Genomic DNA, 23,216 nt, shown 5'->3' with positions numbered 1-23,216 from the left:
TAGTTTGAATGAGGAACGATATGGAGACCGGTCGGTTCCCATATCGAGCTTGTTTCATGGGCATTTCCTTTGCCCGGCAAACAGTGCAATGGAATCGGGATGTTCGTCGCAACGTATCAGCGATGATAGCCAAGCGGTTGAGGGCAGCACCTTCGGCTTCGAAATAGGGAAGGGTCATTTAGGCGCGATGGAGAAGCTTCTTGCCCAGAAGAAGCTCACCCCCCGGTGGTATGAACGTTTTCCGCGTGGGGTTCCTGTCGGAATCTTCACGCTGACGATGGCTGTCACCGTGCTCAGCGTTTTTGCGATCGAGCGGGCTGAGGATCAGCGCAGAATTGCCCAGATCGCGCAAGTGGCGCAAGAAGTGGCTTCGGGGATCGAGCGGCGGTCGAACGCAAATGCCGCCTACTTGCGGTCGAGCGCAGCCCTTTTTGCCACACAACAGATCGTGGAAGCGCCGCTGTTCCGAACGTTCATTCGCCAGCTTCATCTCGATGGCAGTTATGTTGGCTCCGACGGAATCGGCTGGGCAATGAAGGTGCGTCGCGCCGATGTCCCGACGGTCGAAGCCATAATGCGTAGCGGTGGAGTGCACGATTTCACCGTGCGTTGGGCGCCGGGCGGTGAGCAGGCGCATGTTGTGCCGGTCATGTTTATCGAGCCGGATTCGCAGCGCAATCGCCAGGCGATCGGCTTCGACATGTTTTCGGAAAGCGCTCGCCGCGCGGCGATGATCGAGGCGGAGCGTACTGGCCAGCCAACTGCGACCGGCAACGTCGTTCTGCAGCAGGAAGGCACGGCAACCGGCCAGCCGGGATTTCTGGTCTATATGCCCGTATTTACGGTGGCACCGAGCGGGGAAGGTCGCAAGCTCCGGGGCTTTGTCTATTCGCCATTCAATGCGCAGCGTTTTCTCGAATCTTCGATTGACCAGAACCATCTGGAAGGCGCTGGCGTGCGGCTGTTCGATCAGGTTCGGACGGGCGGACAGGCTTCTCTGAAGCCGCTGGCGGCCATCGACCCAGACGACGATTCCGGCGAAATGGTGCGAAGACCAATCGATATTGCCGGGCATCGCTTTATGTTAGAGATTGAGGCTCCGGCTACGCCGATGCTTTCGATCATGTCAGTAATGACACTGCTATTCGGCCTTCTGGTGGCAACGCTGCTTCTGGTGCTAGCGCGACTGCTGACGCAACAGGCCGCCGAAGACAGGATCGCGCTGGCGTGGTTCGAACAGCAGTCCTCGATCCGCAACTCGCTGACACGTGAATTAAATCATCGTGTGAAGAACACGCTGGCGAACGTGCTGTCGATCATCTCGCTCACCCGGCGGCGCGCAACAAATCTCGGCGAATTTGCCGATAGCCTTGAGGGCCGCATCCGAGCGCTTTCGGCAACGCACGATCTGCTCACCCAGTCCGACTGGGGCACCACACCGGTTTTGCTGGTGGTAAAGGCAGAATTGGCACCCTATGCGCAGGATCAGCAGCGGCATCTGGAAATGGGCGGGCCGGACGTGGAACTCGCACCCAACGATGCCCTTTCGCTGGGCCTTGCCGTACATGAATTGGCGACCAATGCTGCGAAGTATGGTGCGTTGAGTGTGGAAAGCGGGCGCGTTTCGATCCGGTGGGAAATGGCGGGCGATGACGTGGCATGGATCGAATGGGTCGAGCGGGGTGGCCCGCCCATTGATCCTGAACTGCGCCGCAAGCGCGGCTTCGGCACCGAACTTATCGAGAAGATCGTGGCGCATGAATTGCGCAACCCGGTGGATCTGCGGTTTGAACCAGAAGGCGTGCGTTGCACATTGCTGATCCCGGTTCGCCGCCGTGGCGATTTTGCTATTCGTCAGCGCCGCCCTGCCTGACACCGACGCAAAAAGGGGCGCCTAACATGTCAGCGCCCCAAATGGTTTGCGTGAAGTGCCGCTTAGAGCGGGCGGCTTGATCCGAAGAACAGAGCCTGGCTGATCGCCGTGCGGACCGTCTGTTCTTGAAACGGTTTGGTGATCAGATAGGTCGGCTCTGGCCGATCGCCGGTAAGAAGGCGTTCGGGATAGGCGGTGATGAAGATGACCGGCACAGAGCCGATCTTGAGAATATCGTCCACTGCATCAAGGCCCGAACTGCCGTCTGCCAACTGGATATCGGCAAGGACAAGGCCGGGTTGTTCGCGTTGCACGATTTCCAACGCCTGCGTGCGCGTAGCGGCCATGCCGCAAACATCGTGGCCCAGCGAACGGACCAGATCCTCAAGCTGCATCGAGATCAGCGGCTCATCCTCGATGATCAGCACCGAAGTTGCAGCTTCGCCGTCGATTTCGGCAATGGCATCTTGCACGAGCAGTTCGACATCGGCGGGATCGCGGCCCATGATATAGGCCGTCTCGTCAATGCTGAAATCTTCCAGCGTGGTCAGCAGCAGCGCTTGCCGGTTGGCTGGCGTCATCGCGGCAAGCCGTTCCTGTGCTGCGGCTTCATGCTGTTCTAGGATGCCGGGCGCACGATCAGCGGTTTCCACATGTGCGGTTGACCAGACGCGATTGAAAACATGATAGAGCTGCGGGCGGCCTTCACCGATGCGCGCGCGCAAATCTTCATCCACCAGTGCTGCTTCAAGCGTGGCACGGACAAAGGAATCGCCAGCCGACTGGCTTCCCGTTAGCGCGCGCGCATAGCGGCGCAAATAGGGCAATTGATTGGCAACCTTGGAACCCAGAGACATTTGCACCCCTTCCCGGTCAGTAACGTGCGGCTTAAACGTACGAAACGAGCATCCGGTTCCCGGCGGGAACCCGATCAGTGTCTTATACCTCGGTTAGAGATGCAACGACCCAATCGCAAAGAAGGTCCGGAGACGCAGGCTTTTGAAATTGTGCGGCAAAGGCATGGCTCGGGGGTACCGCGTCGGCATCGAAGGCCGAGCTGAATGCGACGGCACACCCCAGATCCCGCAATTGATCGGCAAGGTTGAGCGTATTTCCGTCGGGCAATTGAAGATCAAGTAGTGCGGCGTTTGGCGTGCGCTGCGCCACAAGGCCTGCCGCCGAGGCCAAGGTCGTTGCCACAACCACGTCCATGCCTCGGTCGATCAAGGCATCCTCGATTGCCATCGCAACCAGAATGCTGTCTTCCACGACAAGTACGAGCGGATTGCAAGATTGCTCTTGTTCCAGAAAATTCCCCACGCCGGACCGGGATTGCCGGTGATACACGAGCCGGACCTAGTGCACATGTCGGGAACAAACCCTGTCATTTGACATAGCATGGGCGCGAGCGCCGTGTTTGTGCCGATGTTTCTGCAACGTATATTCGACGTATATTTAGGTCTGGGCAGGAGGAGGGACGATGGCAAGAGACGACGAATTGATCGGGAGTGATCGCAACGAGCAGGGACAGTTCGTGCGCAACGGCGGCCAGCGGTGCATGGAATGCCCGCTTGAACGACTGCCCGGCCTGCATCAGCCCTTATCCGACGTAAGGCGTTGGATCGCGGCGTTCCGCGAGGGGGAAATGCGATTTGGGCGAGGTGAACAGGTGTGGGCACAGGGAACCCGTCCGCCTTATCTCTATACGGTTTTGTCGGGCGTACTCATGCGCACGCGACTGCTTGAAGATGGGCGGCGCCAGATCGTGAACTTCATGTTTCCTGGCGACTTTATCGGGCTTCAGGGCGCGCTTGACGGTGAGATAAGCCATTCTGTCGAGGCAATGACGAATGTGGCGTTGTGTGCCTTTGCGCGCGGGCGGTTTTTTGAACTCGCCGCGCAGCAGCCGCAACTGTCGTTCGATCTGACGTGGCTGGCCGCACACGAAGAAGCCGCGCTTGAAGAGCATATCGTATCGCTGGGGCAACGGAATGCGCGTGAGCGTATGGTCGCTCTGGCGGTTTTTCTGGTGCAGCGTGGCATCGATACGGGGCTTGCGCCGGACGGTGTGCTGCAATTGACGGTCACCCAAAGCCAGATTGCGGATATGCTGGGACTTTCTTTGGTTCACACAAACCGCAGCCTGCAAGCGCTGCGGCGTTTGGCGCTGGTGGACTGGACCCTGACATCGATCCGCATTCCCAACATGGCAGAGGCGCGGCGCTTTGCACGGCTAGACAGCCCTTCGCCCGCTCCTCGGCCTTACATTTAATCAGATTTTCTCGAATTTACTTCTGATATCATTGAAAAATAAGGAAAACTTTTTTGATTTTTCCGGGAACCGTTTCGGATGATCGCACGTTTAGTCCGTGTCACCGCCGAGACCCCCCCTCCCGTCCAAGCGGCTGGTGATACGATCCCGAAAGGTCCCCGATGGAAACGTCGGGGACCTTTTTTTGGTGATCAACCCCGACCGTGCAGCAATGTGCGATCGGGGTTTTCTTTTGGCGGGGTTTCCTTTCGGGCCAATCAGAGCGCCTTCTCGTAAATCACATAGGATTTGTTGATCTGGCTGTTGATTGCTTCGGCAATCGCATTCATCCCTTGGTTATCGTCAAGGATCCAGCCTATCTCTGCGCGGGTTGAGCCATAGTTCTGCACCGAGGTGCGCCGGATCGATTCAATCATCATGAAAGCCAGTTGGCTGGCAAGGCGCGATGATTGCAGGCGTTTGCGCACACCCATCAGCGGTACACGCATTGTCCGGACCTTTGGATTGCGCAGCCACAGCAGCAGCTTTGCCCAGTTGAACGGGAATAGGCTGCCGCCCATTGGTTTCAGCTTCTCGTTCAGATCGGGCAGGGTCATCATGAAGGCAACGGGTTCGCCTTCATACTCCGCCACCATGATCAGATCTTCGCGCACGATTGGCTTGAATTTCTTGCCGGCATAGAGAATTTCAGCATCGCTAAAGGGAACGAAGCCCCAGTTGTCCGACCATGCATCGTTCAGGATATCGAGGATCAGCGCCGCTTCCTGTTCGAACTTTGATTTGTCTACCTTGCGGATGCGGATCTTGGCGTTTTTCTCACCCGATAGGACGATGCGCTGAATTAGAGGCGGGAATTCTTTGGTGATATCCAGATCAAAGCAATTCAACACCTTGGCGGGCTGATAGCTCAAAGCATTGATATAGTCGTCATAGCGCTTGGGTTGATGGCCCATCATCACCGTAGGGGGATGGTCAAAGCCTTTGACTAGTTGGCCGGGTTCTTCCCAGATCGACATTGACAGCGGTGCAAGCACGCGGGTCATGCCCTTGCCGCGCAGCCACTCTTCTGCCTTGCCAATCAGCGCCTGCGCCACGGCTTCGTTCTCGGCCTCCAGCAGGCCCCAATTGCCGGTCCCCGGTCCCATGCCCTGCGACGGGTCCATCGCGATGGCTAGCAAGTCTATATGCGCGGATATACGCCCGACCAAAGCCCCGGCACGGCGGGCGAGAAAGAGCTGGACATCGGCATGTTCGAAAAACGGGTTCTTGCCGGGTGTGATAAGCTCTTCCGCTTCCATCCGCAGGGGAGGCACCCAGTTCGGATCATCTGCATTAAGCCGATAGGCAAGATCCACGAATGCTTTCCGGTCTGCCTTGCCGGAAACGGGAGTGATGATTATTTCGCCTTGGGCCACGATCTTGCCTTTGTTTGCGGGTAAGCGGGTTACAGCGGTCGGACTGCGGTCCGGCTCGTCAAATTGTCAAGCCGCGTGGCGCAGTGTGGGGGTGCCGCGTGGTGTAAAAAGCCGGTTTCAACCGGCAGATACGGGTCATACTGGAATTTGTGGCATGATTGCGACCGATACGCTCGAACCTGCCGCTGCGCCCATCAAGGCAGCGGCATCGCTCCCGCCGGGTCTGGCGGGCACACCTGACGACAAGGAAATGCTCCGCGCCGCGGTCGATCTGACGCGCGATATCGCGGTGGCGCGCCCCGAAATCTATTGGCCGGACATGCTGGTTTCCGCCGCGCTCGGCTATGCGGCGCTGGCAGGTGCGATCCTGCTGGATAACCCGATGATTGCGGCGCTTTCGGGCGTCGTATCGGCATTGGCGCTCTATCGCGCGCTGCTGTTCATCCATGAACTGACGCACATTCACAAAACCGCGTTGCCGGGTTTCCGCTTTGCGTGGAACCTGCTTGTCGGCATCCCGATGATGATACCCTCGTTGATGTATGAGGGCGTCCATACACTGCACCATGCGCGCACCCGCTATGGTACGGCGGAAGATCCGGAATACCTTCCGCTGGCATTGATGAAGCCGTGGTCCTTGCCGGTGTTTGCGCTGTCCGCGCTGCTGCTGCCTGTGGGGCTGTTAATCCGGTCGGCGGTGCTGGTGCCGCTAGGCGCCGTGATCCCGCCATTGCGCAAGCTGGTGTGGGAACGCGCCTCTTCGCTATCGATCAACCCGGATTTCCGCCGCCGTCCACCTGAGGGCGATTTCGCGCGCATGGTGTTCTGGCAGGAACTGGGCGCGTCGGCATGGGCGATCTTCTTGGTTTGGTGGAGCGCGACGCATTCGTGGCGTCCGCTGCTGATCGGTCTTGCAGTGATCTCCCTCACCGCGCTGCTCAATCAGGTTCGCACGCTGGTCGCGCATCTGTGGGAAAATGAAGGCGAGGCGATGACCGTCACGGGCCAGTACCTCGATTCGGTCAATGTGCCGCCGCCGGCTGCGCTTGCGCCGTTCTGGGCACCGGTGGGCCTGCGCTACCATGCGCTTCACCACCTGCTGCCGTCGATGCCCTATCACTCGCTGGCCGAAGCGCACCGCCGGTTGCAGAAGCATCTGGGACTGGAATCGACCTATGAAAAAGCTAACTACGTCGGCCTGATGCCGCTTGTCGGTCGGCTTGCGCGCAGCACGATGATGCCGCGCTGATCCGCACAGTCCGCGCCGGGGGGTTATTCCTCGGTGCGGATCAGCACGGTTTCCCCGATCAGGAGGAACAGCACGAACGGTGCCCATGCCGCCAGAAACGGCGGGTATGCGCCGAAGTTGCCCATCGCCAGCGCAGCATTGTCGAACACGAAATAGGCAAAGCCCAGCGCCATGCCGATCACCGCGCGCACAAAGAGGTGCCCGGATCGCGCAAGCCCGAACGCTGCCACCGCGCCCAGCAGTGGCATCAGCAATGCCGAGAGCGGGCCAGACAGCTTGTGCCACCACTTGCCTTCCAGTTCGGTGGTCCGAAAACCTGCCTCGCGGATGGCGGAAAGCGATGTGTTTAGCTGTGTCAGCGATTCCGCATCGGCATCCACCCGGCTGATCAGCACCTGCACCGGTTCGACCGACTTGGCATAGACCTCATCCCGGCCAAGCGCCGATTTGCGCGCGCTTTGCACGTCGAACAGCACGGGCGAGCGGAATGTCCAGCCCGGATTGGCGTAGGCAGCCGACGGCGCGGTCACGATTTCTGTCACCATCCCGGTCGGGTCACGGCGATACCAGCTTACCCCGGTCATGTGCATGGCCTTGCCTTCACCCGCCACGGCACGGGCAAAGAGAATGTTCGGCCCGTCCTGCAACCAGACGTTGGCCTTGGTTCCCGACTCTTGAGGGATCGGGCCATACTCCACGTTCTGCCATGCTTTCAGCGTAGAGGTTGATCGCGTGACCACGCGTTCGTTGAAGCCGAAAGTCACCGCCGATGTCACCGCCGCTACCAGAAACAGCGGTGCCAGCACCTGGTGCGCAGAAAGGCCGGCGGCCTTCATCGCGATGACCTCGCTGTTCTGGTTCAGCGTCATCAGCGTGATGATTGTGGCCAGCAGCACAGAATAGGGCAGGAACCGGCTGATCAACTGCGGTATCCGCAACGAAACATAGGTCAGCAATTCGCCTTGCCCGTTGCCCGGCGCAGCCAGAACCTTGCCGCTTTCGCTGAGCAGGTCGAGCATTTGCAGAACCAGCACCAGCATCAGCAGCACGGCGATGATACGCACCGCAAACATCTTGGCGATATAGATCGCCAGCGTGCGCGACGGGAAGAACTCAAGCTGCATGGGCGGCCTCTTCGTCCTGCGTGCGAACTTCATCCGGCAGGCGCTTGCGGTCGAATAGTTTGCGGATTGCGCCGGCGATCTTGCCGAACACCGTTTCCAGTGCGCCGATGGGCTGGCCGCCGGGAACATAGGCGATGCGCCAGTACATCCACAGGATCAGCGCGGCAAACAGCACGAATGGCCCCCACAAGGCCAGCACCGGATCGATGCGGCCAAGGCTCGCCACGTCCTGCCCGTACTGGTTCACCTTGTGATAGGCGACGACCATCACGATCGACAGGAACACGCCAAGCGCCGATGTGGATCGCTTGGGCGGCACCGCCAGCGCAACCGCCAACAGTGGCAGCAGGAACATCATCACCACTTCGACGATGCGGTAATTGAAGCTGGCTTGCGATTGTACGCGCACTTCTTCGGAATAGCGGTCATTCCAGCCGATTTGGAGCAGTTCGGGCAGGAAGTATTCGCGATCTGCATCACCACGTTGGCGGAACTGCTCGATCTTGGGCAGATCGATGGGCAGATCGTGGCTGGCAAAGGTCAGCACGCGGGGCGAGGCAATGCCCGGACCGTCCTGTACGATCTGGCCATCGGTAAGCCGCAAGATCACCGTATCCGGGCTTTCGCGGTTGGCGAAGAAGCGGCCCTCGCGTGCGGAAATGACCATGACCTGTCCGTTTCCGGCTTGAAGTCGGGCGAAAATCCCGCGCAGATCGCGTCCTTCGTCGCGGCTTGAATCGACGCGCAGCGCAGTGCGATCCTGTAACGAATTGAACTCGCCCACCTTGATCGAAGCACCTAGCGCGCCAGAGCGCAGTTCGAACTGCAACTGTTCGTAGTAGTATCGCGAAAGCGGCTGAAGGTAGCTGACGATCAGCAAATTCAGCGCGGCAAGGCCGATCGCAAACATATACGGCACGCGCAGCAGGCGGGTATAAGACAGGCCCACCGCACGCATCACGTCGAGTTCCGAACTCGTCGCTAATTTGCGGAATGCGAACAGGATACCCAGCATCAACCCCAGTGGGATCGCGAGGCTGGCATATTCGGGCAGGAGGTTGGCCAGCATCTTGAATACGACGCTGACCGGTCCCCCTTCTGTGGCCACGAAATCGAACAGCTTCAGCATCTTGTCGAGAATGAGCAGCGATGCGGCGAGCACGAATACCGAGAGCATCGGCACGAACACGAGCCGGGCGATATAGCGGTCGGTAGCGGTCAGGAATTTCACGGAAGCGTTACCATGCTGTTTGACGGTGTGAGGTTCCGCGAAGCCACGTGAACCGGTCGTGAGCGATGCCAAGGCCTAGCCGCAACCTGTGATGTGGGGAAGGAAAAAGGCGTTCAGGGTTGTGAGACATAACTAAAGTTATAGTAATGACTCAGGTGGCATTGTAGGTGCCATCGCGCCGAGGGCGAGACGGCAGGGAGATGGGATCGTGACGCGGGCGAAAGTGCGTGGGGTGTGGTGGAACCGGCCAGCAAACGGACCGTCCGACCCCGAACGGTTGCAAGCGATAGCTGACTGGTGCGAAACGCTTGCGCCGACAGAGCAAGGTGTAGGGTTCCGACGAGCGATAGAGGAACTCGATTTCGGAGCCGGTGCTGACCCTGCGATGCAGAAGGCCGCCAGACAGTGGATTGCGCTTCTGGCAGATTCGGGTGCGTTCGAAAGTGCCGCGATTGCGATGATCCCGCGTAGTGCGATCTACACTTGCGGCCGTTTGGCGGATTGCGAATTCGTAGCGGAGATCATGTTGCACGATGGTTCCGCCGCGCATTCGCGCTTTGCCCAATGCCTGTCGATGTCGCTGCTTGCCGCCTTGATGCGCGCGCTGGCGGTGCAACTGACCGAGACGCACGTTTTGGCACCGAACTGATTGGGTAGCAGAGGCCAGAGTGGCAGTTTAGCGCCGAAGCGCCGCGCGAATCAGGCCTTTTCCAGCGTGCATTGCAGCGGATGCTGGTTCTGCCGGGCGAAATCCATTACCTGATTCACTTTGGTTTCGGCAATTTCATAGGGAAATATCCCACAAACGCCGACCCCGCGCTGGTGAACGTGGAGCATCACCCGAGTGGCCTGTTCAAGGTCCATATGGAAAAAGCGCTTGAGGACCATCACCACGAATTCCATCGGGGTATAGTCGTCATTCAGCATCAGCACTTTGAACTGGCTGGGCTTCTTGGGCTTGGCGCGGGTCTTGGTCGCGATCCCGACCTGATCGTCACCACCGGGACCGCGCACATCGTCATCCTCTGCGCAGCGCAGCGGCTCGGACAGGTCCGGTCGGTCGAAACGGTCTGGGGTCATGATTGGGCGAATATCGCATTCACCGGCTTCATCCACAAGAGGGAGGAGGTGCCAGATGTTATTGGGATGATGAAAAGTTGTTTTGATAAGACAAAAGGACCGGACGGAAGTCCCGTCCGATCCTTTGTATCTCGTCAGACAGCGCCAGTGGCGCCGCCGATCAGGTTCAGGCGGCCTGCTTCATCTTTTCAACCGCGAGGCTGACGCGGGTCGAGATGGGCTGGAACGCTTCGTTGGCGAGCTTCAGCAGGGCTTCGCTGTTCTTCGAGCTGGCGGCGACCGCAGCGTCGAAGTTCTTGCGCATCAGCGCCGACTGCTTTTCGAAGAATTCGGTGGGCGACTTGACCGTGGTCAGATCCTTGACGTCGGCGGTCATGGTTTCAAAAACCGACTTGGTTTCTGCAACATAACCCTTGGTCATTTCCTGCAGGCCCGAAGCGAAAATCTTCGACGATTCGACGACGGCTTCGACGTTGCCCTTGGCGAATTCGCCGGCATCGCCAAACGCAGCCTGGCCCTTTTCAAGAGCGGCCTTGGCCTTTTCCTGAGCGTCCTTGAAAGCGGCAGACATCTTTTCAGTCATTTCGGTGGTGGTAGCCATTGCGAACAGTTCCTTTTTTGGCGCCGTCGTTGCTTTGGGGGCGGCGCTGATTTGCTTCACGCTGGGTGTGGCGGTGAAAGGACGCTTGCTCGCGGGCTTCACCGCAGGCGCGGGTGCTGCTGCCACTGGCGGCTGTGCACGGCGTGCCTTGGTTACGGGTTTCTCGGCAATTTTGCGGACCGGCTTCGCCTTAGTCGACTTTGCGACCGCTTCGGGCTTCACGGATACAGCCGCAGTTTCAGCCACAGGCGTTTCCGCCGCAGGAGCTTTGACAGCGGCCACCTTGGCCTTGGGCGATTTTACCGGCATCGCAGCCTCCTCGACAGCGGACTGCAGAGGTGGCTGAGCAGGTTCCTTCGTGGCAACCGCCGGAACTTCCGGCGCTGGTACAGCTTCGTCCACTTTCAGAGTGGTTTCAGCCAGACCGTCCTTTGTTTCTTCGACCATCACTGCGACTCCTGCTCATCAAAGAAAGCAGGACTGCCCTGCTTGTCTTTGCTGCATTGCACAAAATAAGTGCGTGCGTCGCGATGTCAAGAATTTTTGTGCAGTGCACAAAATCTGAAATGGTTGCAAATCGGACCATTGCCGATCAGCGGCTGCGGACATATCGGCCTGGTGCATCCTCGATAACCTTGTCGCCCTCACCTCCGGGTACACGCTTGCCCTTCGCCGCAATGCGCGCCGGGCTTTGCTCACTGACCCACTCGATCCAGTCTGGCCACCAGCTGCCTTTGGTTTCTTCGGCTCCTGCGACGAATTCGTCGAGACTCGTCGGGTTGCCGTGGTTCAGCCAAAACTGATATTTGCCCGATGAAGGCGGGTTGACCACACCCGCGATATGCCCCGATCCGGCCAGAACGAACTTCCAGTTGCCCGACAGATGGCGGGTCAGTTTCCACACGCTGTTAGGCGGTGCAATATGATCCTCGCGCCCGGCCTGAATATAACATGGTGTTGCAATGCGGCGCAGATCAATGGGGGTATTGTCCACCACCAGTGCATCGGGGATGACCAGCCGATTGTCGCGATAGAGATCGCACAGATAGGCCTGGTGCCATTTGGTTGGCAGATTGGTGGTGTCGCCATTCCAATGTAGCAGGTCGAATGCAGGGTAATTTTCGCCCAGCAGGTAGTTGTTGACCACGTAGTTCCAGATCAGATCGGTTCCGCGCAGCGCGTTGAACGTCGCCGCCATGTACCGCCCGTCAAGGTAGCCGTCGGTCGAAAGGCTGCCGAGCATCTTCAACTGGCTATCGTCGATGAAGTTCTTCAGCTCGCCGGCATCTTCGAAATCGACCTGCGCGGTAAAGAAGGTGGCACTCGCCACCTTGTCGGCCTCGCCCCGCCGCGCCAGCACCGCCAGTGTTGCGGCCAGCGTGGTGCCGGCCACGCAATAGCCGATGGTGTGGACGGCGGGCACTTTCAGCCGCGCGCGCACGTGATCGATGGCTTCGATTTGCGAGCGCACATAATCGTCCCACACCACCTCGGCCATCGAGGCATCTGCAGATTTCCACGAAACCACGAACACCGTCAGTCCCTGCTCCACCGCCCAGCGGATGAAGCTCTTCTGGGGATTCAGGTCCAGAATATAGAAGCGGTTGATCCACGGCGGGAAGATCAGCAGCGGGGTTTCCAGCACCTCGTCGGTCGTGGGGCTATACTGGATAAGCTGGAAAAGCGGCGTTTGATGCACGACCTTGCCCGGCGTCACCGCAATGTTGCGTCCCAGTTCGAACGCGTGCGGGTCGGTATGCGTCAACTGCCCCTTGCGCAGGTCGTCGAGCAGGTGCTCCACGCCTTTCACCAGATTTTCGCCGCGCGTTTCCATCGTCCGCTCGATCACGACCGGGTTGGTGAGCGGAAAATTGGCGGGCGACAGGGCATCGGTCACCACCTTGGTGGCAAAACGCAATTGTTCCTTGCGTTCGGGCGAAAGACCCTGCGTCTCCTCGGCCATCTGCTGCAACCGTTCGGCCAGCAGCAGATAGGTCTGGTGGATCAGCGCGAAGGCGGGCTGTTCGTGCCAGCGTTTGTCGGCAAAGCGGCGGTCCTTGCGGGGCAGGGCGGGGGCATCCTGCGCAGGCTTCTGGCCCCCGGCGAACTGGCCCATTACCGCGCTCCACAGCGCTACGCTTTCATTCCAAAGTTTTGCCTGCGTTTCAGCCTGCGCGATGGGCATCTGCCCGGCCATCGCCATCCATGTCTGGGTCCATTTGCCGATATCGCCCAGCCGCGCCAGCATCGGCTCGACATGGCCGGCCTGCTCGGCGCTGAAGTCCAGCCACATCTTCTGCAGCTTTGCCGCTGACATGGCCCAGTGCTGCAATTCGGCGGGATCAGCGCTCAGCCCCTCTGTCCCCGGCATCAGCGGCGCGAACATCGCGCGCATCGCTTCACCTTGTTGGCGAAACAGATCTTCGAACACGACCGAATCACTCACCGCCTTGTCCGTCATGCTTTTTCCCTGCCGTTAAGTCCGGTCTGATGCCCTGAATCTATACACACGATATGACAGGTTGTTAGCCCTGATGTCGCGCCAATGCCGTAGGGCGCGGCCTAGCGACACCAGAGTTTCCACTTTCGGCCAATTCGCGTAAAGGCCACTCAGCGGCGCTCCTGCCGCGTCTTTTGAACGAGTATTCAACCGTGGACGAAGAATTCTACCGCATGAAGCGCCTGCCGCCCTACGTCATTGCCGAAGTCAACGGCATGCGGGCCGCCGCGCGCGCCGCCGGTAGGGACATCATCGACCTCGGCATGGGCAATCCCGATCTGCCGCCGCCCCAGCACGTGATCGACAAGCTGTGCGAAGTGGCGCAAAAGCCGGATGCACATGGCTACTCGGCATCGTCGGGCATTCCCGGCGTGCGCAAGGCGCAGGCCAATTACTATGGCCGCCGCTTCAACGTCGATCTCGATCCTGAAACCGAAGTGGTGATGACGATGGGGTCGAAAGAAGGCCTTGCCTCCCTCGCCACCGCGATCACCGCGCCCGGCGATGTGGTGCTGGCCCCCAACCCCAGCTACCCGATCCACACCTTCGGTTTCATCATCGCCGGTGCCACCATCCGTTCGGTGCCGACCACGCCTGACGAACGCTATTGGGATTCGCTGGATCGCGCGATGAAGTATTCGGTGCCGCGTCCCTCGATTCTGATCGTCAACTATCCGTCGAACCCTACGGCGGAAACCGTTGACCTTGCCTTCTACGAACGCCTCGTTGCGTGGGCGAAGGAGAACAAGGTTTGGATCCTGTCGGACCTCGCCTATTCCGAACTCTATTACGACGGCAATCCCACGCGCTCGATCCTCGAAGTGCCGGGGGCAAAGGATGTCGCGGTGGAATTCACCTCGATGTCCAAGACCTTCTCGATGGCGGGTTGGCGCGTCGGCTTCGCGGTGGGTAACGCTCGCCTGATCGCCGCGCTCAAGCGGGTGAAGTCCTATCTCGATTACGGCGCCTTCACGCCGATTCAGGCCGCCGCCTGCGCCGCCCTCAACGGTCCGCAGGATATCGTTGAGAAGAACCGCGAACTCTACCAGAAGCGCCGCGACGTGATGGTCGAAGCCTTTGGCCGCGCCGGGTGGGACATTCCCAGCCCCAAGGCATCGATGTTCGCATGGGCACCCCTGCCGCCAGCGCTGATGCACCTCGGCAGCCTCGAATTTTCGAAGCAGCTCCTCACCCACGCCGAAGTCGCGGTCGCGCCGGGCGTCGGTTATGGCGAAGATGGTGAAGGCTTCGTGCGCATCGCGATGGTTGAAAACGAACAGCGCCTCCGCCAGGCCGCGCGAAATATCAAGCGCTACCTGCAATCGATGGGCGTCAATTCCTCAGCGGCGTAATACGCCAGCTCTGACGCAAGGCACGGCCCTTTCCGCCAGCGCGGAGAGGGCCGTCTCCGTTTGCATCATCCGTCATAAGCGCAGACTGGACCACCGGCATTCGATAAGGCACCTTGGCGCTCAACAAACATGAGTGGATGCCTTCCATGAATTTCCACGATCGCGTTACCGTCACCGTCGAAAACCACGTCGCCCATGTCCTGCTGGACCGGGCCGACAAGATGAACGCGCTCGACGATGCGATGTTTGAAGCTATCATTGCTGCCGGACACTATCTTCATACCGAACGCGGCGTGCGCGTGGTGGTGCTGTCTGGCGCGGGCCGTTCGTTCTGCGCGGGGCTGGACCTGTCGAGCATGGGGCAGGCTGACCGCTGGGGAGAGGGCGGCCTGGCGGAGCGCACGCACGGCAACGCCAACCGCGCGCAGCAGGCGGCAATGGTCTGGCGCAAGCTGCCAATGCCGGTCGTCGCGGCCGTTCACGGCGTCTGCTTCGGCGGCGGCTTGCAAGTGGCCAGCGGTGCGGACATTCGCTTCATTGCGTCTGATGCGCGGCTGGCGGTGATGGAAGTGAAATGGGGCCTCGTACCCGATATGGCCGGATACGTCCTGTGGCGCGGCAACGTGCGCGATGATATGCTGCGCGAATTGACCTATACCCACCGCGAATTCAACGGCGAGGAAGCCGTGCGCTTTGGTTTTGCCACTCATGTCAGCGCCGATCCGCTGGCTGATGCCATGAAGCTCGCGCAGGAAATCGCCAGCAAAAGCCCAACCGCAGTGCGCGGTGCAAAGATGCTGTCTAACCGCACGCCCGATATGACCGTGGATGAAGTGCTGATGGCAGAATCCATCGCGCAGCACGAACTGATGTATTCGAAGAACCAGATGGAAGCCGTGCGCGCCGGGATGGAAAAGCGTCCCGCAGAATTTGTTGATCCGTAATAGCCTGCTAGGCTTTCCGGTATGAAGGCCATTCACGATCCGCACGGCGCGCTCACCACAGGGCTAGCCGCGATCCGTCAGCAGTATCAGGTGCCGCAAGGCTTTCCGCCAGAAGTCATGGCGGCGGCAGAATTGGCCGCCACGCGCGCGCCCACAGCGCACGCAGATCGCACCGCCGTCCCGTTCGTAACGCTCGATCCTGCCAGTTCCACCGATCTCGATCAGGCATTCTGGATAGAGCCATCTGGCGCTGACCTGCTGCTGCACTATGCCATCGCGGACGTGGCATGGTTCGTCGATGATGGTGATGCGGTGGATGCCGAAGCATGGAAGCGTGGGGAAACGCTATACCTGCCTGATGGCAAGGCCAGCCTCTATCCGCCTGCGCTGTCCGAACGCGCCGCAAGTCTCTTGCCTGATGGTCCGCGCCCGGCGGTTGTCTTCACTGTCCGCCTTGGCCCTGATGGGGCTGCACGGCTGGATGGAGCAGAGCGGGCGCTGATCCGCAGCCGTGCCAAACTGGCTTACGATACGGTTGCCGATAGCGATCTCCCGCCCGCTTTCACCGAATATGCCCGGCGCGTGAATGAAGCAGAGTCTGCACGCGGTGCGGCGCGCGTCGATCCGCCCGAACAGGAAGTCGAAGCCTTGGGCAAAGGCCGCTATGGCCTTGCTTTCCGCCCGCTGCTGCCATCCGAACGCCGCAACGCTGCGCTTTCGCTCTCGGCCAATCTTGCCATAGCCGCCACGTTGCAAAATGCGCGCACCGGCCTGTTCCGCGTCATGGCCGGGCCAGATCACAAGGCGCTGTCCCGCCTGCGTTCCACCGCCGCAGGCCTCGACATCGCATGGGAACGGGGTGAGGATCTCAAGGCAGTGGAACGCCGCCTTGATCAGAAGAACCCGCACCATGCCGCTTTCATGATCGCCGTGCGGCGCGCGGGCAATGGTGCGGGCTATGCACCGTGGCTCCCCGGCGTCACCCCGTGGCACGAAGCGATTGCCGCCACCTATGTGCACGCGACGGCCCCCTTGCGCCGCCTTGCCGATCGCTACGTGATCCGTGCAACGCTCGCCGTCGCCAATGGTCAGCCCGTTCCGTCAGAAGTCGAAGACGCATTCCAGCGCCTGCCTACGGTCATGGCCCGCTCCGGTGCGCAATCGGGCCAGATCGAACGCGCGGTGATCGACCTTGCCGAAACCGTGATGCTTCAGGGCCGCGCGGGAGAGCGTTTTTCCGCATGCGTGACCGATGCCGAAGGCGATTCGGCGCGGGTCCAGTTGATCGATCTGCCGGTCGTCGCCCGCGCAAAAGTGCCCGAAGCCGCCCCCGGCCAGCGCGTCGATCTGCGGCTTGAAAGCGTCGATATTGCCAAGCGCCGCCTCACCTTCGTCACGGCAGAGTGAACTTCGCGCAAGAACCCCTTGCGGCGCGCGCCGCTTCCGGCTAACCGCCCCGAACCACGCAGAACCTGCGATCAAGGCCCGATGGCGGAGTGGTTACGCACCGGATTGCAAATCCGTTTACGCCGGTTCGATTCCGGCTCGGGCCTCCAAAATCTTCCTCAGTCGATCACCAGATAATATCCCGCCGCGTCGCTGGAGGAATTGCTCAGCACGATTTCAAATCGGCCGCTGAACAGTGGGGTCCAACTGCATTCGCGGCTGCGCGCCTTGGCGGGCGGGCAGACGGGCTTTGCCTCTCGGTCCAGCACGGTGAAATCGAGCGGGGCCTGACCGGGGGTGGCAATCGCAACCCGTGCGGCGCGGCCCCCGTCGAACAATTGCGGCAGGCGCACCGTGGCGCCGGGATCGATCTTCCCCGCTTTGTACGCCGGGCCAAGCACCCGGCCACGATAGGGCGGGATGATTGGCATCTCTGCCTGCGTGCGCCATTGCGCCACGGGATCGGCGGCAGGCTCCATTGGTTTGGCACCCAAGGCATCAAGCGCGGCGAGCAGTTTGCCGAGATGTTTGGGCTGATCCTGCGCCGCATCGGCCTGTGCGAGAATCCTTGCAACTTCCTCTGCCGGACCATTCGCTGCTGCCGTTTCAGCCGATTGCGCCGGAACGGACGTGCAGCCAGCCATCGCTGCCACCAGAGCAAACAGGACCAACCATTTCATCGTCATGGTGCAGGCTCCAGAATGAATTGCGCGCCACGCGGTGGCTCACCCAGCCGCAGCAACAACCCGTGCCGCTGCGCAATCGCCCGTGACAGCGCAAGGCCTAGGCCATGTCCGGGTTTGTCGTCGGGCAACGATGCGCGGGCGAACCGTTCGAACACCCGCTCGTGCTGCTCGCGCGCAATGCCGGGGCCATCATCTTCCACCGTCAGGCGCGGGCCGGGGGCAAGCGTCAGGCGAACATGTCCGCCTTCGGGCACATATTTGATCGCATTGTCGAGTAGATTGGAAACGAGCCGCGTGATCTGCATCCGCTCGCCCAGCACCGTCACGCCCGGCGTGATTGCGGTTTCGAAGGCAAGGCCGCTTTCCTCAGCGCTTGCTTCGTAAAGCTCGGCAAGGCCAGTCAGCAGTTCGCTAAGATCGAATTCGGCCAGCCCTGCCAGATCGCCCCTGCGGCTTTCCGCCGATGCGATATCCAGCAGCGAATCGAGCATTGCGGCGATACCGCGAATGTCCTCGCGCGCATGGACCAGCGCACCGCCGACCGTTTCGGGATGCTCCTTCATTACTGCACCCAGCCGGTTGTCCAGATGCATCAGCGGCGTGCGCACTTCATGGGCGACATGTTCGGAGACCTGCTTGTAGGCTTTCAGCAGTTGAGCCTGCCGCGCCAGCAGCCGCGTGCCGTGTCCTGCCATTTCGTCGATCTCGTCCCCCCCGCGCTGGCGAGCGGGGAAGCTGGCGGCGCGGCCATCGGCGGCGGCGCCCAATGCGGCATTCACCGCGTTCATCCGCTCTGCCAGATGCCGTGCGGTAAACCATGCGACCAACGCCACCGCGCCGATGATGGCCGCGCCCACGGCAAGGAACGCGGCGGACAGCACGAACTGCGCGGCGCGATCACTTTGATATTCGCGTGCTACCAGCAGTTGCAGATCAGGTGCAAGCATAGCCCCTTGCGCATAGACGGGTGTGCCATCGGCCAGCGCGATAAAGCCTTCTTCCGATTGCTTGGCGTTGATCTGCGGCCAGCGTCTCTGGTCCCCGGCCAGTGGCCTGCCCGCCGCATCCGCCAGCATATAGTGTGAACGGCGCGCATCAAGGCTCACCACCGCCTGCCGGTCTGCCACACGGCGCAGCAGTTCTTCCCGTCCCGCGGTGGCATAGATGTCGATCAGGCCCGCCATATCGGTGGCGACGGTGGCTGAAAGCGAAGCGCGCGTCTGGCGCTGAACGATGATCGTGGTCACGGCAAACAGCACGGCCACCGCAATCACCGCGATCAGGATCGATGCAGCAGTCAATTGCCCGAAGATCGAGCGCTGGCCGCGCCGAGGGGGGCTGTGCCCGGTCATTCGCCTCTCGTCAGGCGGTATCCGGCACCCCAGATGGTTTCCAGCGCTGGCGCGCTAAAGCCATCTTCCAGTTTGCGCCGCAGACGGCCGATGTTCACGTCCACCACGTTGGTTTGCGGATCGAAGTTCATGTTCCACACATCGCGCAGCAGCATTTCGCGCGTCACCGTCTCGCCGCCGTTCTCCATGAAATAGCGGAACAGCGCAAATTCGCGCGGCGAAAGCGGAATGTGCTTCCCTGCGCGAAAGGCGGTGCGCGCTTTTACATGGCATTCGAACGCGCCATAGATGATAACCGCGCCGTGGACCGCGCCCGCCGCGCGCCGGTGCAGGGCACGTACCCGCGCCACAAGTTCCTGCGGTTCATAGGGTTTGGCCAGATAGTCATCGACCCCGGCGTCCAACCCTTCGATCCGGTTTTCGCTGCGGCCCAGCGCGCTCAGCATCAGCACTGGTGTGCCCACACCCGCTGCGCGTAGCCGCGATACCACGCTCAAACCGTCAAGATCGGGCAGCATCCGGTCAAGGATGATCACGTCGAATGCTTCGGCTCCGGCGCGTTGCAGGCCAGCAGTGCCGCTTTGCTCCCACGTCATGCGGTCGCCATCGGCGCAGACAAGTGCCTGCACGGCTTCCGCTGCACGCGGATCGTCCTCGACATAGAGGATGTTTAGATTGCCCATCAGCCTCGCACCCCGGAATGACCTCTTTGGCAAAGACCAGTCCGTCCGACGCGAATATTCACGCCGGACGGTGGTCTTGCAACTGCTCAGTTTCGAATGAACTGTCAGCGCATGTCCTCAACCGAGACCCAGCCTTTTGTGCCGAAGCTGTCGCTGACCTCGATCAAAAGACCCGTGCGCTGCCCGGTGGGGGTGAGAGCGGTTCCGGCGCGCACGGTGCGGAGCGTTGCAGACTTGGTATCGGCAGAAGCGTACATCTTCGTGTCGATGGCGGTGACGGCCGAAGCCGATGCAGCGGGGGCAGCAGCGGTGGCTGGAACCATCGATGCCAAAGCCGGACCTTGCGCGGCAACGCCGTTGAACGCCTTGACGAAAGCCTCGATCAGCATCTGGCCGTCCTTGCTACCGGCATAGGCCGCACCAGTTGCGCCATTGGCCACCGCGCCGATGGTGCCACCACCGCTTCCGAACGAGATCGAGGTTTTCTTCACTTCGCCCGAACCCGATGCCACGGTCTGCCCGCTGGCAGGGCTGATCAGGCGGATACCTGCGGCCACGACCTTCTTCTTGCCGCCAAAGCCGCCGAACATGCCCAGCATCGCCCCGCCGCCGGGCAGGCCCCGCATCAGCCCGCTGGCCGCGCCCGACCGCACAAGCCCTTCCATCGCCACGCCCTTCGCCGTTTCGATCGACTTGTCGACCTCTTCCTTGTCGCCTGCGATCACGTTCATCAGAAAGGTTGCGGGCTTGCCGCTAGCCGGATCGTGCAGGGTGAAGCACCCCGATTCACGCGCCATCGCCGCGATCAGTTCGCGCGGAGAGCTGAGGCCATATTTCGTCCAGCCTTGCGTATCGCCATCCACCAGCGCAACCGAACCGATGGCCTTGTCGCACTTGGTCAGCGTCACCGGCGGCTCCTTGTCGGCCGCCTGCGCGGCCACCGGAAATCCGCCCAGCAAGCCGGCAGCAAGGGCAAGTGAAGCGATGAATCTGGTTTTGTGCAACATGATGACCGACACCCCTCGGTAGACCTGCCGCACCTTTGCTGCGGCCACGGGGTGACAATGCGCTTGCACCCGCCCGACTCCCACACAACAGTCCTGTCATGCTCATGACAAATGCTGTTACCCGCGCGATTGTGGGCGAAATCGAATTCGCGATGCGCTGATGGCCAAGGCGTGTTACACCTATAGGCAATCGATTGCAGAAAAACCCCGGAGAGGCCGATGACCCAGTTTGACCCGGATGATCACCCGCATCGCCGCCAGAATCTGCTCAATGGAAAGTGGGTGCTCGTCTCTCCCCACCGCGCGAAGCGTCCGTGGCAGGGTGAGACGGGGGAGGCGGTGCAGGCAGGCGGCCCGGCCTACGATCCCACCTGCTACCTCTGCCCCGGCAACCTGCGTACTGGTGGTGATCGCAATCCTGATTATGCGGGCGCCTTTGCCTTCGATAACGATTTTCCCGCACTCATGCCCGATACCCCCGCGCCGCAAAGCGCCGATCCGGTGTTCCGCATGGAGGCCGCACGCGGCACCGCGCGGGTGATCTGCTATTCGCCCGATCATTCGCGCACGATGCCGCAGATGAGCCTGCCCGCGATCCGTAGCCTGATCGATTGCTGGGCGGATGAAAGCGCGGCGCTCGCACAGAGCTTCGCCAATGTCGCCGTATTCGAAAACAAGGGCGCGATGATGGGCTGCTCCAGCCCGCATCCCCACGGCCAGATCTGGGCGAGCGATTTTGTGCCTACCGAAGTGGCCGACGAGGACCGTGAACAGGCCGCATGGCGTGCCGCGCGTGGCAGCGTCCTGCTCGATGAAGTCGCCACACGCGAACTCGCAACGGGGGATCGCGTTGTCGAAGCCAACGATCACTGGCTGGCCGTGGTGCCGTGGTGGGCCGTCTGGCCCTTCGAAATCCTGCTCATCGCGCGCGATGATGTGGGCCGGATAGAGGCGCTGCCTGATACCGCCCGCGATGCGCTGGCCCAGATCCTGCGCGCCATCACGCGCCGCTATGATGCGCTGTTCGGCACCAGCTTTCCCTATTCGATGGGCTGGCACCAGTGCCCGGGCGGCAGTGCCGATCCAGCGGCATGGCGGCTCCACGCGCATTTCAACCCGCCGCTCCTGCGCTCTGCCACAGTGCGCAAGTTCATGGTCGGGTTCGAAATGTTTGCCGAAAGCCAGCGCGACCTGACGCCCGAAACCGCCGCCGCCCGCCTGCGCGCGCTGGAGATCGAAGCATGACCGACCTTGCCACCCGCCTGACCGCAGGCTTCACCGCTGCTTTTGGCAGCACCCCCGATCTTGTCGTCCGCGCGCCGGGCCGGGTGAATCTGATTGGCGAACACACCGATTATAACGACGGCTTCGCCATGCCCATCGCCATCGGGCAGGAAACCCGCGTCGCCTTCCGCCCCCGGCCCGATGGTCCGCTAAACGTCGCTGCGCTCGATTTTGCCGAAGGTGACAGCTTCAATCCCGCCAATCCGCAACCGTCAGGCGGCGGCTGGCGTGATTATGTGCGCGGCGTGGTCAGCCAGTTGCGCCTTGCCGGGGTCACCGTGCCCGGCGGCGATCTTGCCATCGCCGGGTCGATTGCCAAGGGCACAGGCCTTTCATCATCCGCCTCGCTGGAAGTCGCCGTAGCGCGCGTGATCCTTGAAGCTTTGGGCCAAAGCTGGAACCCGGTGGACCTTGCCCTGCTGGCCCAACGTGCGGAGTGTGATTTCGTTGGCGTCCGTTGCGGCAATCTCGATCAGATCGCCTCTGCCGCAACCACAGCGGGCCATGCCCTGCTGATCGATTGCCGCACGCTCGATCTGCGCCAGATCGCGATGCCCGATGATGCCGTGGTGATGATCGTGCAATCCGGCGTGGTGCGCGGCCTTGTCGATGGCGAATACAACCGCCGCCGCGAAGAGTGTGAAAGCGCCGCCCGCATCCTCGGCGTGCCCGCTTTGCGCGATGCCGACGAAGCCATGCTCGAAGCCGCGAAGGTCCGCATGGACGAAAGCACGCTCCGCCGCGCCCGCCACGTCATCACCGAAAACCGCCGCACGCTGGACGCCGCCGAAGCGCTCGCTAGCGGAAACCTTGCCGCGATGGGCGCGCTCATGCGCGAAAGCCAGCAATCGCAGGCGCAGGATTTCGGCATCACCGTGCCCCCCACCGATGCCCTTGCCGCGCTGATGAACCATGCCATCGGTGATGAAGGCGGCGCGCGCCAGACAGGCGGCGGCTTTGGCGGCGCAGTGGTCGGGATAATGCGCAAGCACCGCGCAGCCGAAGTCCAAAACGCTGTGATCGAAGGCTACCGCACGCCCACTGGTGAAGCTCCGACAATCTGCATCGAAGCGCCAGCCGCAGGGGCAGGGCCAGTCATCTGACCGGCCCCATCCGT

21 protein-coding genes and 1 tRNA gene are annotated in these 23,216 nt (G+C 61.2%); 10 read left to right on the top strand and 12 right to left on the bottom strand.

Annotated elements, in window-relative coordinates; translation table 11 throughout:
• The first annotated feature begins 187 nt into the window (after positions 1-187).
• Positions 188-1,873, top strand: coding sequence for a CHASE domain-containing protein (locus HGI47_RS19715; RefSeq protein ID WP_168854486.1), 1,686 nt, complete (start codon positions 188-190; stop codon positions 1,871-1,873).
• 62 nt (positions 1,874-1,935) lie between these two features.
• Here HGI47_RS19715 and HGI47_RS19710 read toward each other — a convergent pair whose 3' ends face one another.
• Entirely contained in the window at positions 1,936-2,730 is a 795-nt protein-coding gene (locus HGI47_RS19710; RefSeq protein WP_168854485.1) for a response regulator, read from the bottom strand.
• An 82-nt stretch (positions 2,731-2,812) separates the two neighbouring features.
• Complete coding sequence (locus HGI47_RS19705) at positions 2,813-3,193, bottom strand: response regulator (protein ID WP_168854484.1); 381 nt, start codon at positions 3,191-3,193, stop codon at positions 2,813-2,815.
• Positions 3,194-3,353: 160 nt separating this feature from the next.
• Here HGI47_RS19705 and HGI47_RS19700 point away from each other — a divergent pair, with 160 nt between their 5' ends.
• The gene (locus HGI47_RS19700; RefSeq protein ID WP_168854483.1) at positions 3,354-4,145 is read left to right on the top strand and encodes a Crp/Fnr family transcriptional regulator; all 792 of its coding nucleotides are present in this window, start codon (positions 3,354-3,356) and stop codon (positions 4,143-4,145) included.
• Positions 4,146-4,402: 257 nt separating this feature from the next.
• On the opposite strand, the gene HGI47_RS19695 is transcribed toward HGI47_RS19700, so the two are convergent.
• Positions 4,403-5,560 carry an N-acetyltransferase gene (locus tag HGI47_RS19695; RefSeq protein WP_168854482.1) on the bottom strand — a complete coding sequence of 386 codons (1,158 nt, stop codon included), beginning with the start codon at positions 5,558-5,560 and terminating at the stop codon, positions 4,403-4,405.
• Positions 5,561-5,714: 154 nt separating this feature from the next.
• Between HGI47_RS19695 and HGI47_RS19690 the strand changes: the two genes are divergently transcribed.
• On the top strand, positions 5,715-6,809 hold the full coding sequence (locus HGI47_RS19690) for a fatty acid desaturase (protein ID WP_168854481.1): 1,095 nt from the start codon (positions 5,715-5,717) through the stop codon (positions 6,807-6,809).
• A 23-nt stretch (positions 6,810-6,832) separates the two neighbouring features.
• On the opposite strand, the gene lptG is transcribed toward HGI47_RS19690, so the two are convergent.
• Both lptG and lptF read right to left on the bottom strand, forming a co-directional pair.
• Positions 6,833-7,933, bottom strand: coding sequence for an LPS export ABC transporter permease LptG (gene lptG / locus HGI47_RS19685; protein ID WP_168854480.1), 1,101 nt, complete (start codon positions 7,931-7,933; stop codon positions 6,833-6,835).
• On the bottom strand, positions 7,923-9,164 hold the full coding sequence (gene lptF / locus HGI47_RS19680) for an LPS export ABC transporter permease LptF (RefSeq protein ID WP_168854479.1): 1,242 nt from the start codon (positions 9,162-9,164) through the stop codon (positions 7,923-7,925). The genes lptG and lptF overlap by 11 nt, the downstream gene beginning before the upstream one ends.
• 208 nt (positions 9,165-9,372) lie before the next feature.
• Here lptF and HGI47_RS19675 point away from each other — a divergent pair, with 208 nt between their 5' ends.
• Positions 9,373-9,813, top strand: a complete 441-nt coding sequence (locus HGI47_RS19675) for a hypothetical protein (protein ID WP_168854478.1) — start codon at positions 9,373-9,375, stop codon at positions 9,811-9,813.
• Between the two features lie 50 nt (positions 9,814-9,863).
• Here the strand turns inward: HGI47_RS19675 and clpS are convergent, their stop codons facing one another.
• The 3 genes from clpS to HGI47_RS19660 all read right to left on the bottom strand — a co-directional run bounded on the left by clpS (position 9,864) and on the right by HGI47_RS19660 (position 13,306).
• Complete coding sequence (clpS, locus tag HGI47_RS19670; RefSeq protein ID WP_240950314.1) at positions 9,864-10,244, bottom strand: ATP-dependent Clp protease adapter ClpS; 381 nt, start codon at positions 10,242-10,244, stop codon at positions 9,864-9,866.
• Positions 10,245-10,410: 166 nt separating this feature from the next.
• Positions 10,411-11,292 (bottom strand): phasin family protein, encoded by an 882-nt coding sequence (gene phaP / locus HGI47_RS19665; RefSeq protein WP_168854477.1) that lies wholly within the window; start codon positions 11,290-11,292, stop codon positions 10,411-10,413.
• Between the two features lie 145 nt (positions 11,293-11,437).
• Positions 11,438-13,306, bottom strand: coding sequence for an alpha/beta hydrolase (locus tag HGI47_RS19660; RefSeq protein WP_168854476.1), 1,869 nt, complete (start codon positions 13,304-13,306; stop codon positions 11,438-11,440).
• 191 nt (positions 13,307-13,497) lie between these two features.
• On the opposite strand from HGI47_RS19660, the gene HGI47_RS19655 reads away from it, so the two are divergent.
• The 4 genes from HGI47_RS19655 (at position 13,498) to HGI47_RS19640 (ending at position 17,197) form a co-directional block, all read left to right on the top strand.
• On the top strand, positions 13,498-14,697 hold the full coding sequence (locus HGI47_RS19655) for an LL-diaminopimelate aminotransferase (protein ID WP_168854475.1): 1,200 nt from the start codon (positions 13,498-13,500) through the stop codon (positions 14,695-14,697).
• A 137-nt stretch (positions 14,698-14,834) separates the two neighbouring features.
• Positions 14,835-15,641, top strand: coding sequence for a crotonase/enoyl-CoA hydratase family protein (locus HGI47_RS19650; RefSeq protein ID WP_168854474.1), 807 nt, complete (start codon positions 14,835-14,837; stop codon positions 15,639-15,641).
• A 21-nt stretch (positions 15,642-15,662) separates the two neighbouring features.
• Positions 15,663-17,048 carry an RNB domain-containing ribonuclease gene (locus tag HGI47_RS19645; protein ID WP_168854473.1) on the top strand — a complete coding sequence of 462 codons (1,386 nt, stop codon included), beginning with the start codon at positions 15,663-15,665 and terminating at the stop codon, positions 17,046-17,048.
• 75 nt (positions 17,049-17,123) lie between these two features.
• Positions 17,124-17,197 (top strand) — tRNA-Cys (locus HGI47_RS19640).
• Between the two features lie 9 nt (positions 17,198-17,206).
• Here HGI47_RS19640 and HGI47_RS19635 read toward each other — a convergent pair.
• The 4 genes from HGI47_RS19635 to HGI47_RS19620 form a co-directional block, all read right to left on the bottom strand.
• A complete protein-coding gene (locus HGI47_RS19635) occupies positions 17,207-17,767 on the bottom strand; it encodes a hypothetical protein (protein WP_168854472.1) in 561 nt (186 codons plus the stop codon).
• Positions 17,768-17,769: 2 nt separating this feature from the next.
• Positions 17,770-19,125: a HAMP domain-containing sensor histidine kinase gene (locus tag HGI47_RS19630; RefSeq protein WP_168854471.1), complete on the bottom strand. Its 1,356-nt coding sequence runs from the start codon at positions 19,123-19,125 to the stop codon at positions 17,770-17,772.
• Positions 19,122-19,808 (bottom strand): response regulator transcription factor, encoded by a 687-nt coding sequence (locus HGI47_RS19625; RefSeq protein WP_168854470.1) that lies wholly within the window; start codon positions 19,806-19,808, stop codon positions 19,122-19,124. Before HGI47_RS19625 ends, HGI47_RS19630 begins: the two co-directional genes overlap by 4 nt.
• A gap of 104 nt (positions 19,809-19,912) precedes the next feature.
• Entirely contained in the window at positions 19,913-20,815 is a 903-nt protein-coding gene (locus HGI47_RS19620) for an SH3 domain-containing protein (protein WP_168854469.1), read from the bottom strand.
• A 219-nt stretch (positions 20,816-21,034) separates the two neighbouring features.
• Here HGI47_RS19620 and HGI47_RS19615 point away from each other — a divergent pair, with 219 nt between their 5' ends.
• Both HGI47_RS19615 and galK read left to right on the top strand, forming a co-directional pair.
• Positions 21,035-22,060 (top strand): UDP-glucose--hexose-1-phosphate uridylyltransferase, encoded by a 1,026-nt coding sequence (locus tag HGI47_RS19615; protein WP_168854468.1) that lies wholly within the window; start codon positions 21,035-21,037, stop codon positions 22,058-22,060.
• Positions 22,057-23,202 (top strand): galactokinase, encoded by a 1,146-nt coding sequence (galK, locus tag HGI47_RS19610; protein WP_168854467.1) that lies wholly within the window; start codon positions 22,057-22,059, stop codon positions 23,200-23,202. The genes HGI47_RS19615 and galK overlap by 4 nt, the downstream gene beginning before the upstream one ends.
• The last annotated feature ends 14 nt before the right edge of the window (positions 23,203-23,216 follow it).

This window comes from Novosphingobium sp. ERN07, assembly GCF_012641335.1.
Lineage (GTDB): Bacteria > Pseudomonadota > Alphaproteobacteria > Sphingomonadales > Sphingomonadaceae > Novosphingobium.
The sequence above is the reverse complement of the archived record's forward strand: the minus strand, read 5'-3'. Positions and strand labels throughout refer to the sequence as shown.